12 protein-coding genes are annotated in these 13450 nt (G+C 46.2%); 5 read left to right on the top strand and 7 right to left on the bottom strand.

The features are described 5' to 3' along the window. Positions 1-543: 543 nt before the first annotated feature. The 3 genes from truA to FHW36_RS00015 all read right to left on the bottom strand — a co-directional run bounded on the left by truA (position 544) and on the right by FHW36_RS00015 (position 3531). On the bottom strand, positions 544-1305 hold the full coding sequence (truA, locus tag FHW36_RS00005) for a tRNA pseudouridine(38-40) synthase TruA (RefSeq protein WP_145660264.1): 762 nt from the start codon (positions 1303-1305) through the stop codon (positions 544-546). Positions 1306-1422: 117 nt separating this feature from the next. After that, a complete protein-coding gene (locus FHW36_RS00010; RefSeq protein WP_145660267.1) occupies positions 1423-2994 on the bottom strand; it encodes a DUF4476 domain-containing protein in 1572 nt (523 codons plus the stop codon). 39 nt (positions 2995-3033) lie between these two features. Beyond that, entirely contained in the window at positions 3034-3531 is a 498-nt protein-coding gene (locus FHW36_RS00015; protein ID WP_145660269.1) for a biotin/lipoyl-containing protein, read from the bottom strand. Positions 3532-3665: 134 nt separating this feature from the next. Between FHW36_RS00015 and FHW36_RS00020 the strand changes: the two genes are divergently transcribed. Further along, entirely contained in the window at positions 3666-6215 is a 2550-nt protein-coding gene (locus FHW36_RS00020) for a M1 family metallopeptidase (RefSeq protein ID WP_145660272.1), read from the top strand. A gap of 86 nt (positions 6216-6301) precedes the next feature. Here FHW36_RS00020 and FHW36_RS00025 read toward each other — a convergent pair whose 3' ends face one another. The 4 genes from FHW36_RS00025 to FHW36_RS00040 form a co-directional block, all read right to left on the bottom strand. Next, positions 6302-7222, bottom strand: coding sequence for a hypothetical protein (locus FHW36_RS00025; RefSeq protein ID WP_145660274.1), 921 nt, complete (start codon positions 7220-7222; stop codon positions 6302-6304). A 17-nt stretch (positions 7223-7239) separates the two neighbouring features. Beyond that, the gene (locus FHW36_RS30910) at positions 7240-8010 is read right to left on the bottom strand and encodes a TPM domain-containing protein (RefSeq protein WP_186452253.1); all 771 of its coding nucleotides are present in this window, start codon (positions 8008-8010) and stop codon (positions 7240-7242) included. A 35-nt stretch (positions 8011-8045) separates the two neighbouring features. Continuing rightward, complete coding sequence (locus tag FHW36_RS00035; protein WP_145660277.1) at positions 8046-8504, bottom strand: TPM domain-containing protein; 459 nt, start codon at positions 8502-8504, stop codon at positions 8046-8048. Between the two features lie 78 nt (positions 8505-8582). Next, positions 8583-9170: a LemA family protein gene (locus tag FHW36_RS00040; protein WP_145660280.1), complete on the bottom strand. Its 588-nt coding sequence runs from the start codon at positions 9168-9170 to the stop codon at positions 8583-8585. A 390-nt stretch (positions 9171-9560) separates the two neighbouring features. Between FHW36_RS00040 and FHW36_RS00045 the strand changes: the two genes are divergently transcribed. The 4 genes from FHW36_RS00045 (at position 9561) to lysA (ending at position 13433) form a co-directional block, all read left to right on the top strand. Further along, complete coding sequence (locus FHW36_RS00045; protein WP_145660283.1) at positions 9561-10025, top strand: response regulator; 465 nt, start codon at positions 9561-9563, stop codon at positions 10023-10025. A 170-nt stretch (positions 10026-10195) separates the two neighbouring features. Next, positions 10196-11569 (top strand): dipeptidase, encoded by a 1374-nt coding sequence (locus tag FHW36_RS00050; RefSeq protein ID WP_145660286.1) that lies wholly within the window; start codon positions 10196-10198, stop codon positions 11567-11569. Between the two features lie 65 nt (positions 11570-11634). Further along, on the top strand, positions 11635-12030 hold the full coding sequence (locus tag FHW36_RS00055; RefSeq protein ID WP_145660289.1) for an RNA-binding S4 domain-containing protein: 396 nt from the start codon (positions 11635-11637) through the stop codon (positions 12028-12030). Between the two features lie 179 nt (positions 12031-12209). Further along, positions 12210-13433 carry a diaminopimelate decarboxylase gene (lysA, locus tag FHW36_RS00060; RefSeq protein ID WP_145660292.1) on the top strand — a complete coding sequence of 408 codons (1224 nt, stop codon included), beginning with the start codon at positions 12210-12212 and terminating at the stop codon, positions 13431-13433. Positions 13434-13450: the final 17 nt, after the last annotated feature.

Below are 13450 nucleotides of genomic sequence, written 5' to 3' on the forward strand. Positions count from 1 at the left end.
TCCATTGTAAAGAAGTTTTGATACTGACTAATTTCTCTCGAAATCAATCGGATCGTTTTAAATTATGTTTAGCTTTAACATTACCTGTGTTTGAATCTAAGCATCACTACTTAGATTCGTGCTGTTGTTTCCATTCTTTCAAAGAACTTGTCAATCTCTAAAGATTGTTTGCCGATGTGTGAGATCCGATCCCAGTGGCCCTTTGGCCGAACATCTTTCATTTCAATTTTCTCAACTTCGCTTTCCGTTTGTTGCCCCGTTATCGTTGGGGTTGCAAAGGTAGCAAACTTTTCATTTTCACCAAATCTTTTTAAAGATTTTTTAAATTTTATTTTCCGAATTTACCAATAACAACTGCTACTGTATCGCTATAAAAATCAGTGGGAAATGATGTGTGTGAAAGAGCTTTTTGTACGTGCTTTCTATCAAAGCGGAGCGCAAAGGTAGGCGCTTTTTTCACACTTCCAATTTTTTTATTGGCTTATTTTAAAACAAAACCCTACAACCCTTTGCTGCAAAGGGTTGTAGGGTAAAAAATAATTATCAGGGAATAAACGTAATGGGGGTCAAAAGCCCTTCCGGGTATTGTACATTCATTAAAAACAGCCCCTGGGGAGGCACTGCAAAGTCGGCTTTTGTACAGTCTTTACTCTCTATCGCTTCCCGGAACTGATCCATGGAAAGCTTTCCCCGCCCTACTCTCAGCATAGTACCTACCAGGCCACGCACCATTCCGCGCAGGAAACGGTTAGCGGTAACGTTATAGACTATACGTTCGCCTTCCACTGTCCAGGAAGACTCCATTATCTTACATATATACGTCTTTACCTGGGTATTGCGCTTGGAGAACGTGGTAAAGTCACTGTAGGTTTTAATCACCGCAGCAGCTTCCTGCAATGCAGCAATATCCATTTTATAAGGAAAGAAGTAGCCCCTGTCTTTCATAAACGGGTCTTTATGCGTATATAAAGTATACTCATACGACCGCGCCAGGGCAGCAAAGCGGGAATTAGCATCCGGAGGTACCTGGTATATTCTTTTCAACACGATATCATCCGGCAGGATGGCATTAACCTTATATAAAAACTGTGGGTGCAACGGCACTTCCGTATCAAAATGCAGGAAGTTTTGCCGCGCATTTACGCCGGCATCCGTTCTGCTGGAACCCGTGCTCGCGATGGCATCTCTCAGCAACAGGCTCAAAGCCCTGTCTATTTCCGCTTGCACGGTATGTGAATTTTCCTGCACCTGGAAGCCGCTGTACTGCGCCCCATTGTAACCCACTTCTATAAAGTACCTGTTCATATCGGGGGCGAAAATAAAGAATTACGAATTACCAATAATGAATTACGGAGTTGTGAGCAGACGATCCGTTATCTGTCTACCTACAACTCCGTAACAATATAATGTGGCTACTACCGGCTATTTATGCAGCATGGCCCGGAATCTTCCCCTGTAGTAATCATCTATCAGGATATTCTCCAGTGAACCATATTTTTCGGTATCATATGTTTTGGGATAAGCCGCATCCAGTAACCGATAGCGGGTATCGTCGGCCGTGAGCAGGGAAGCCAGGGTTTTCACCTGTGCTGTTTCCAGGCAATAGTTCCGTGTTTGTTTCATAAACACGTCGATCATGCTATTGTCTGTTTTGGCGGCAGCAAACTTGCGCAGTACTTTACGGAAGGTAGCTTCATCCATGATATTTGTACAATCTGAATTCAGCAAGCGGGTGTCAGAAGATTTCTTTTTAGCCACAGGCTCTTCGGCAGCCACTGCAGCACCTACCGGAGCTCCGGCAGCATCCACTTCCGCCTCATCGCTATGTTTCTTTTTCTTCTTGCTCTTTACCGGCGCTTCGTCGGCACGGGGAGCCATTACGCCATAACCGCTGGAATCATCCGTAATAACGTTGGCAGGATGTTCCGTATCATCAAAGATTTTACTCCGTTTCTTCTTCTTGCGGGCAGGCTGATCTTCCGTAGGTACAGGTGTTGCTTCCACCGGAACTTCTACCACCACTGGCGCAGCTGCGGCGGCGTCTTTAGCAGCAACAGGAGCTGCTTGTGATTTATCATCCTGGAACTCGATAAAATCAGGATCTCCCTCTCTCTGTTTATGCTTCTTCTGTTTCTTTACAGGAGCTTCTTCTGTAGCGGTTTTGGCGGCATCCGCAGCAGCGGCTTCGCTGGCAGCGGTTCTATTCTCTTCTGCCATCACTTCGGTGAGGAGCGACTGTTCTTCTTCTGTTAACGGCTCCCGGGCGCCTTTATGTTTCCGGCCCTTGCTTTTCTTCACTTCCGGCCCGTCCAAAACAGATGCTGTTGCAGGCTGCGCAGGCACTGGCGTGGCGGCTACTTCCGGTTCCGGCTCATTTCTATCATCTCCGCTTACCACCACTTTATCTAAAGCAGACGAAAAGCTATTCCCTTTATTGGTAGTTGGTTTCACAGGGTTAGCGGGCTTATTCGGGCCAGTTACCACTGCTTTATCTGCAAAAGTGGTTTCCAGGTCTTTCTGGAGGTTAGCCATCATTTCTTTTTTGGCGGTATCCGGAACAGGCGCTGTTGTATCTGCTTCTACTGGCGTGGCCGGAGCTGGCGTTTCAGTGGCGGCAACGGTTTGCACCGCAGTGCCATCCTCTGGTTTTATTTCGCGGAATGACTGCAGATCATATAATGAATAAGCGGCATCCCCTGATTTCTTTAGCAGGAAGCCCTGATCATTTTTAGCGATCCTCAGGTCAAACTTCACTTCAGGCGACTCATTTTTCGGGAACCCCACGGTAATAGGGGTCGTTCCGCTGCTAAGCTGTGGCAGGATAATATAGCCTCGTTCCGTGGAACTCAACACCTGGCCATTATGCTTTACATAAAATGGCTGCCCCTTCTCGCTCTGAATATATACGTAGTGATGCTGTACCTGCGCCCATGCCTGGCTGCAAAGTAACAGACACACCCAAACGAATGTTACTGTCCTGAATCTGAGATGCATACTATAGATTGGTATAAAAAAACTGTCCCTGTGCAAATATTATTCCAGCACGATCAGCACCTCGCCTTTTTCCACGGCGGTGCGTTCTGCCACCTTTATTTCTTTCACGACCGCATCTGCTGTGGCCTTAAATACATTTTCCATTTTCATAGCCTCCAGGATCAATACCGGATCGCCTTTATGGATAGTCTGCCCCGGAGTTACCAGTACCTTCAGTACCAGTCCTGGCATGGGCGCTTTAATATCGTTCACCTTCCTGGTCATGGCATCTTTGATGCCCATAGAGGCCAGTAACTGATCGATCGGTTCTTCAATAACGACTTCGAACACCTGCTGGTTTACTTGTAATACCACTGTTTTAGTGTCTTTCTCCACCTTTAATACCTGCGCCTGGTAGCTATGACCATCCATAATAACGCTGTAATCGCCGGTGGGTAGTTGCGCGGCCGACCAATCTACTGCCTGGTTGTCGATGGTAACCTTGGTATCATTATTCACGGCAAATGTAGATTTGCCATTCACTATTGCTTTGATCATAATGCTGTTTTATTGGCCAGTAACCATAACAAAAATAGCATTTTTAACCACTTACCTCATATTTAGCCCATTTGTTTAAATTTGGCTCTTTAAAATCGGTCAAGCCGATACATTTGTTTAAAACCATCTTTTACATGAATCAACATCTGAAGCAATCCCTTATAGGAATGCTGATTGGAGGAATGGCCGGACTGGGATTTTCAAATTCCCTGATGGCTCAGTCTGAGAAAGCTGCCCAGGACGACCCCGTACTAAAAATCTACCGCGCTGCTGCCACTAAAGTGAACGATCTGGTACATACCAAGCTGGATGTACGTTTTGACTATGCCAAAAGATACCTGTATGGTAAGGCCTGGATTACCCTGAAACCCCACTTCTATGCCGCCGATTCCCTTACGCTCGATGCCAAAGGCATGGATATCAAGGAAGTGGCCCTGGTAAAAGCTGGTAAAAATAATCCCCTGAAATACAGCTACGATGGCATGCAGCTGCACATCGCACTGGACAAGCAATATAAGCCAACTGAATCTTACATTATACATATTAACTATACCGCCAAGCCCGATGAGCTCAAAGTGAAGGGCAGCGCGGCTATCAGCGATGCCAAAGGATTATATTTTATTAATCCCGATGGAAAAGATCCCAATAAGCCCATCCAGATCTGGACCCAGGGCGAAACTGAAAGCTCTTCCGCCTGGTTTCCTACCATCGATAAAACCAACCAGAAATGTACTGAGGAAATTAGCATGACGGTGGAAAATAAATATGTGACCCTTTCCAATGGTAAGCTGGTAAGCCAGAAACGCAATGCCGATGGCACCCGTACCGATACCTGGAAAATGGATCTCCCCCACTCTCCTTATCTTTTTATGATGGCTGTAGGTGATTATGCTATTGTAAAAGACAGCTGGCGCGGGAAAGAGGTGAACTACTACGTAGAGAAGCCTTTTGAGAAATATGCTAAAAATATCTTTGGCAATACACCGGAAATGCTCACCTTCTATTCCAAAATACTGGGATATGATTATCCCTGGGTGAAGTATTCACAGATTACCGGCCGTGACTACGTTTCAGGCGCTATGGAAAATACCACTGCTACCCTGCATGGTGAATTCATGCAGAAAACAGACCGGGAACTGCTCGACAACAACAACTATAATGAATGCGTTATTGCGCACGAGCTGTTTCACCACTGGTTTGGCGACCTCGCTACCGCCGAGTCCTGGAGCAACCTGACCGTCAACGAATCTTTTGCCGATTACAGCGAATACCTGTGGCTGGAACATCAATACGGTAAAGATGCGGCAGATGAGCATAGCCTGGAAGCGGCGCAGTCTTATATGTCGATGGTACAATATTCCGGCGACAAAGACCTGGTACGCTTTCACTACCGCGACCGGGAAGACATGTTTGACCAGATCACCTACCAGAAAGGAGGTCGTATCCTGAACATGTTACGTTATGCGGTAGGCGATTCCGCTTTCTTTAAATCACTGAACCTGTACCTGAAAACCAACGCCTTCAAAGCAACAGAAGCGCATCAGCTACGCCTGGCCTTTGAAGAAGTAACGGGCCGTGATATGAACTGGTTCTTCAATGAGTGGTATTTCGGTAAAGGTTTTCCACAACTCGATATCAGTTATAAATACAATGACGCTGCTAAAACAGTGACCGTTATCTTACAACAGATTCAAAAAGAGGCTAAAGTATGGCAAATCCCTATGGCCGTTGATATTTATGAGAATGGAAAAGTAACCCGTCATAATATCTTCATGGAAAACAGGGTAGATTCATTTACTTATGCCTATTCCACTAAGCCTGACCTGGTAAATGTAGATGCAGATAAAGTGATATTGTCTAAAGTAGACGATCACCGCTCCTTCAGCACTTACCTCTATCAATACGCCCATGCGCCTAACTACCTGGATCGCCGCCAGGCTATCGATGAAGCAGGAGATGCGCAGGCTTCCAACCCGGATGCTGTGAAGCTGTTACAAGCTGCCTTAAAAGATAAGTACCATGGCTTGAGAAGCTACACCATCGGTAAGCTGAACCTGAGCAACAGCGCTGTGAAAGCAGCCACATTGTCTATTGTGGTAGAACTGGCCAAGAACGACCCCAGCGCCCTGGTACGGGCCGCTGCATTGCAACAACTGGCAGAGTTAAAGAGCACCGAGTATGCGCCACTGTTTGAAGCAGCCACCAAAGACAAATCCTATGGCGTAGAAGCTGCCGGCCTGGAAGGCTTATCCGCACTGGACCTGGATAAAGCATATACCATTGCCAAGCAACTGGAAAGCGATACAAAAGGTAAACTGGTAGGCGCTATTGCCAGTGTGTACGCAAGAAAAGGGAATGCAGCAGATATCGGTTTTGTAGCTATCAAATTTGATGAAACCAGCGGTCAGGATAAGCTGAATGCGGCCTTCGATTACCTGGGTTTCTTATCCAAGATCAGCAATACCGATGCGGTAATTAAAGGAGTAGACCAGGTGAAAGCCATGACGGCCCAGTTCAACAATCCGCAGGTAAACACCTACATCAGCAACTGGATGCAGGAAATCAGCAAAAACAAAGCCCAGGAGGCAACCGCGGTTAGTGGCGCCAACAAGGATGAGTTGACTAAGCAGGCAGACTATTTGCGTAAAACGGCAGAAACGATCAGAACTGCTATTAAAGAGTAAATAATATTACTATAAAAAGATCGGGGGAGATGGAAACGGCTGGCCGCTTTCATCTCCCCCGATCTTTTTATAGCGATGTCAGGATACTACCTTTCTACATTTACCAGGGCCTGTGTTTCATGATCCCAGCACCAGGTGCTATCGGAGAGCCGAACGCCGCCCAGCCAGCGGTGTTCCAGCGAACAATAATCGAGGTAGTTTTCTTCCTCATTCAATATTTCCTTCCCCAGGCTGGTTATCTTCAGCATCTGGTCATTTTCTTCCAGCACGCCGGCGCGTACCATGCGGTTTACCAGGATATCGAGCTGAAAATTGGTGAAGCCAAAGATCTCCAGTTCACTCCAGAAAAGCGTGTACAAATCGTACCAGCGATAACTGCCCAGGGCCAGGCGAAGCAGGAAATAGCTCTCGATCACGCTCAGGCCGGTGATACTGTCCGGAAATCTTTTCAGGTGGGCTATAATAGCTGCCGGCAGATGCCGGAGATTACCGGGAGATCTTTTACTGATACGTTCCAGCTCCTGTGGCGAATGCTGGCACCAGGCATCCCAAACGTCGGCTGCCAGTGCCAGGTCATCGGCGTTTAGCCGCACCCGTTGTTCAAACACCTGGGCCAGGATTTCCGGTGATGGGTGGTGTGGCAGATCCACAATGCTGATAGGCGGCGCATGGGGAAGCTTAACGCTGATATAGTGGAGAAGGAATATCATATTGACCTGGCAAAACAGGTCGTATTCAAACCAGAGTATAATTTCATCTATAGCGGAGCCGGAGGAATCCAGTTTCTCCAGCTCCTGCACTACATTCGTATAATAAGTATGTTTATCAATACCGTATTGATATTCGAGGTGTTTGGCCCTGCTTTCAAAAAACTCGGCGAGGTCTTTTGTATACTTTACTTTGCCTTCGCACATCATTTCCCGGCATACTACCACTTCTCCCGGCACCTTGCTTTGCCGGAACAAGGTAAGGATAGCATCTCCATTTAGCACATTCAGGTATGACATAAAATAATTTTCAAGCTTTACCAGCTACCACTGGCACCTCCGCCACCTCCGGAACCTCCTCCGAAGCCACCGAAGCCGCCTCCGCCTCCACCACCGGACCAGCCGCCTCCACCGCCGCCGCCAAACATACCGCTACCGATCACTGGCCAAATCCAGCCACCACGTCTGTTATAAGTGGTTCCACCACCGCCACCACCGCCACCGCGACTAATAAGTGAAACGATGATGACAATCAACAGGATGAGCAGAAAAACGCCCCCGGGACTAATGCCAGGCTTACTTTGCCGTGGATCGGCCTTGTATTCTCCCGCTGCTGCTTTGATGATCCCATCAACTGCCGCATTCAATCCTTCATAATAGCGTCCTTCGCGGAAATTGGGTTTAATGGCCTGGTTAATGATATCATTGGCGATTGCATCCGGCACAACGCCTTCCATGCCGTAGCCTGTTTCAATCCTGATCTTCCTGTCTTCAATTGAAACAAGAATAAGTATTCCATTGTTCTTACCTTTTGTACCAATTCCCCAATCGCGTAAAATTTTTAACGACACCTGGCTGATGTCGTACTCACCCACAGATTTGAGGGTAACGATAGCGATCTGGGTGGAGGTACTGTCATAATAGGTGACTAACTTTTGTTCGAGCGCATCATCTTCATTTTTCAGTAGTACGCCTGCAAAGTCGTTGACTAAAGTTGGAGGATTAGGCCGGGGCGGTATATTCTGGGCATTTGCCAGCAAACCTGCCATCATTAATAATCCCGGTAAAAACCAGCGTAGTATCCTCATTGTATCAAAGCTAAAATCGTTAAAAAGAGTGGTCGTCAGATATTAAAGACGATATCATCGGGTAGTTCATTCTCGTCGTTGCCGGCTTCGTGCGGAAAGTGAGTACGGAGCGAGCTTCCTATCTCCTCAATACAGGCTTCAATGCCATCAATAATGCGGTTATCCTGGAAATGGCTGATGAGGAGTGCTGCTTCTTTTGCCCAAAAGTCATCGCCTACCTTTTCGTGAATTCCCTGATCGCCGAGGATGGCAAACTGCCGGTCTTTAATGGCCACATATACTAATACACCATTGCGGAACCGCGTTTTTCCCATGTCGAGCGACGCAAAGGCTTCTTTGGCCCTATCCATCGGGTTTACGTAGCTGCAGTGGCTTTCCACGAACAACCTGATTTCGCCGGAGGTAAGCCGTTCGGCTACCCGTATTGCCTGCACTAACCTGTTCTTCTCCGGCTCGGAAAAAATTTCTTTTCTTTTAAAAGGAAATAAGCGCATGCCTGGTATTTTTGGGGGACCGGCCGGCAACAAATCAAAAAGAAATGCAGCCGGCCGGGAGCCTTTATTTAGATAGTATTAGAATTTCACCTGTGGGGCATTCTCAGCACCGGCTGACGCCTCGAAATAACCTTTCTGTTTGAAACCAGCGATGCCGGCAATAATATTACCGGGGAAGGTACGTACAGAGCTGTTATATCCGTTTACCGCCTGGTTGAAATCGTTCCGGGCTACGTTGATCCTGTTTTCAGTGCCTTCCAGTTGTACCTGCAGGTTCTGGAAGTTGGCATTTGCTTTCAGATCGGGATAGCTTTCAGACACGGCGAGCAAGCGACCGAGTGCCTGGCTTAACTGGCCTTGAGCAGCCTGGTATTGTTGTATTTTTTCCGGGCTCAGATCATTTACGTCTACCTTTACCTGGGTAGCGCTGGCACGGGCCTGGATTACTTTTTCCAGTGTTTCAGTTTCAAAGTTGGCAGCACCTTTTACAGTAGCTACGAGGTTAGGAATCAGGTCAGCCCGGCGTTGGTAGCTACTTTGTACCACTCCCCATTTATTTTTCACGTTTTCGTCCTGCTTCACCAATCCGTTGTACTTGTTACAACCACCACAACCTGCCATAGCTAGAATTACGAGTACTACAATAACAATAACTCCTTTTTTCATCTGGATTAAATTTAGAATTTTAAGTGCCGGCAAATGAGCAAAACGTATTCCCATTTTACGCATTGCCGGTGTAACTAGTTGTTTTCACCGGTAAAGACAATTGAAAAAGCGGTAAAACCACTCTTTTCACGCCTACACGAAAATATGGAAACTCAGCCACTAAATAGCTATTGGATAAGGAAACCGCAATTTTTTAAAAAAGTTCAGTCATCCTTGAAATATTCGTTATAAAACAGTATGTTTATATGTACCTTTGCTAAGTAATAAACGTTGAACGTTTTACAATATGATTTTAGGGTGAATGAGGCAGAATGGATACAAAATCGATATTAAAAGTTTCATTGTTTCTAACTCATTTATTATCAATAACTTGGAACTAAGTCTGCTTAAATGAGTGCACAACAAATCCATATACTCTATATTGATGATGAAATACACAATCTGAATGCCTTTAAAGCTTCATTCAGAAGGATGTACCACGTGGTAACTGCCACCTCTGCAGAAGAAGCAGAAAAGTTACTGGCAGAGCAGGAATTTCACATCATCATCTCGGATCAGCGCATGCCTAAAACCACCGGGATTGAGTTTTTTGAGTCGATACTGGAAAAGTACCCCGAACCCATCCGCATGTTACTCACTGGCTATGCCGACATTAACGCGGTGGTAGACGCCATCAATAAAGGACAGGTATATAAGTATTTCTCCAAACCCTGGAACGAAGAGGAGCTGAAGCATAATATTGACAAAGCTTATGAGGTATATGCGCTCCGTAAAGAAAACAAAGAGTTGACCGCCAAACTGCTGGACGTAAACCAGCAACTGGAATTCCTTGTAAGACAGAAGTTAATTTCCTGATTATTTCCTGCTGCGGTGACTTGAATGGTTTGCTTCCAGCTGAAGCAGGCCAGTTTTTTATGTGCCTGTATCTGCTGGCTTCCGTTTATCAAAATCCCCTGGCACCGAATTTCTGAATGTTGATTTTCCGTTAACTTGCACCACATTGTAAACTTAATCATACCTGAAACATGCAAGTTTGGAAAGATTACCAGGCAGAGAATAAAGATCGTTTCCTGGAGGAATTACTGGAATTGTTGCGCATTCCTTCTGTGAGTGCCGACTCCCGTTTTAATGGAGATACACAGCGTTGCGCAGAAGCGGTGAAACAGCGTTTGCAGGAAGCAGGCGCCGACAAAGTAGAAGTGTGTCAGACTGCAGGTCACCCTATCGTTTATGGAGAAAAGATAATAGATCCTTCCTTACCTACCGTACTGGTATATGGCCACTACGATGTACAGCCGGCAGATCCACTGGAACTGTGGCATAGCGGTCCGTTTGAACCCGTTATCAAAGACGGTAATATATATGCCCGCGGCAGCGCCGATGATAAAGGCCAGTTTTACATGCATGTAAAAGCATTTGAAACCATGCACAAAACCAACTCTATTCCCTGTAATATCAAATTTATGATTGAAGGAGAAGAAGAAGTAGGTTCCGCTAACCTGGGTATTTTCCTGGAGCAAAATAAAGAGCGCCTGAAAGCAGATGTAGTATTGATTTCAGATACTTCCATGATCAGCCTGGATACGCCTTCCATTGATACCGGTCTGCGTGGCCTGGCTTATATGGAAGTAGAGGTAACCGGCCCTAACCGCGACCTGCACAGTGGTGTATATGGTGGCGCCGTAGCCAACCCGGCCACTATCCTTGCTAAAATGATCGCTTCCCTGCACGACGAAAACAATCACATTACCATCCCTGGTTTTTACGATAAAGTACAGGAACTGAGTGCCGATGAACGAGCAGCCCTTAATGCCGCTCCATTCGACGAGTCAGCGTACAAGCAAGACCTGGGCATCGCTGATGTGTGGGGTGAAAAAGGATATAGCACCATCGAGAGAACCGGCATCCGGCCTACCCTGGAAGTGAATGGTATCTGGGGTGGCTACACCGGTGAAGGATCCAAGACCGTATTGCCTTCCAAAGCATTTGCAAAAATATCAATGCGCCTTGTGCCTAACCAGGACTGGCATGAAATATCGGACCTGTTCACCAAACACTTTGAAGCTATTGCGCCTAAGAGTGTAAAAGTGAAAGTTACCAAACATCATGGTGGTAGTCCGTATGTAACGCCTACTGATTCTATTGCATTTAAAGCAGCCCATGAAGCCATCAATACTACCTTTGGTAAAGCGCCGATCCCTGTTCGTGGTGGTGGTAGCATTCCAATCGTAGCTTTGTTTGAAAAAACACTGGGACTGAAAACAGTATTGATGGGTTTTGGCCTCGACAGCGACAACCTGCATTCTCCCAACGAGAAGTATGGTTTAGCAAACTATTACAAAGGCATTGAAACCATTCCGTACTTCCACAAGTACTTTGCGGAACTGGCGAAGAAATAGCCTTTGGCTACGCAGCTCCCACCGATAGCGGGGGCTGCGTAGGCTAAACGTTAAAAGCTTATCACATGAGTAACACTGAAAAAGTACGCGTTGATAAATATCTCTGGTCGATCAGAGTTTTTAAAACCCGCAGCCAGGCTGCCGATGCCTGCGATAGCGGTAAAGTAAAAATGAACGGTTCTTCCGTAAAAGCCGCCAAGCCTGTATCCATAGGCGATAAATTCGAAATCAGGGGAGAAGCCCGCAAGTGGGTGATTGAAGTAGTAGGCATCATTTCCAACCGGGTAGCCTACTCAGAGGCCATTAAATATTATACAGATAATACCCCCGACGAAGATAAACTCGCCCCTGCCTACGTTCCATCTGTATTCCAGACTGGTAAGCGCCAGAGTAAGATTGGCCGCCCTACCAAGAAAGACCGCAGAAGTATAGAAGGATTCATGGAAGGAGACGAGGAATAGCGTCAATATTTCTGTTACTACAGCAGACTCACACATTAAAACAAAATATAATTTTATCTTTTTCAAGGAGACGATTCTTTATTTCCGGCTGGTACATTTGTAACCCCAACGCATTTTTCTACATTTTCTCACTTTTGCGTAGTAATTTTGCCACCTCATTCTTAAACTAAGGATTATCAATGCCTAAACAAAGCGACGTACTTGCTGCCGATTTCCTGGTGAAAATAGCAGAAGAATTTGGTACCCCGGTATACATATACCATGCGGAAAAGATTAAAACTCAATATGAAAAGCTGCAAAAGGCATTTCATAAGGCCGACACCCGCTTTTTCTACGCCTGTAAGGCATTGACCAACATCAATATCCTTAAGTACGTCAATTCTATTGGTTGCGGCCTCGATACCGTATCCATCCAGGAAGTACAACTGGGCCTGAAAGCCGGGTTTGATCCTAAGAATATCATCTTTACCCCCAATTGTGTAGACCTGCAAGAGATTATTGCAGCGAAAGACCTGGGCGTAATTATCAACATCGACAACCTGTCTATCCTGGAGCAATTCGGGAACAAGTTCGGCGGCAGCTACCCGATCTGCATCCGCCTGAATCCACATATCATGGCAGGTGGTAACTTCAAAATCTCTACCGGCCATATTGATAGCAAGTTTGGTATCTCCATCCACCAGATGCGCCATATCGAACGTATTATCAACTCTACTAAGCTGAAAGTAACGGGCCTCCATATGCACACCGGCTCCGAAATCAAAGATGTAGATGTGTTCCTGCGTGGTGTTGAAGTAATGCTGGAAATGGTACAACACTTCCCCGACCTGGAATCTATTGACCTGGGCAGCGGATTTAAAGTGGCTTATCAACAAGGCGACCCGGAAACCGATATTGATCTGCTTGGTAGAAAACTGAGCGAAGCATTCAACAATTTCGCCAAAACATACGTACGTCCGCTGCAGCTCTGGTTTGAACCAGGAAAGTTCCTGGTAAGCCAGTGCGGTTACTTCGTGGTAAAAGCTAATGTGATCAAACAAACTACGGCCAATGTATTTGTAGGGGTGAACTCCGGCTTTAACCACCTGATCAGACCTATGTTTTACGATGCTTTCCACCTGATCCGCAATATCTCCAACCCTAAAGGCACGGAGCGGATTTATACCGTAGTGGGAAACATCTGCGAAACAGATACCTTCGGATGGGATAGGAAAATTAACGAAGTGAGAGAAGGCGATTACCTGGTGTTCTATAACGCCGGCGCCTATGGTTTTGAAATGTCTTCCAACTTTAACTCCCGCCTGAAACCGGCGGAAGTACTGGTGAAAGAGGGTAAACCGCACCTGATCCGCAGACGCGATACCCTGGAAGACCTCCTGAAAAACCAGATCGAACTGCAGTAATATATTATTTTTTCAAG

This window comes from Chitinophaga polysaccharea, from assembly GCF_007829335.1.
Classification (GTDB): Bacteria; Bacteroidota; Bacteroidia; order Chitinophagales; family Chitinophagaceae; genus Chitinophaga; species Chitinophaga polysaccharea_B.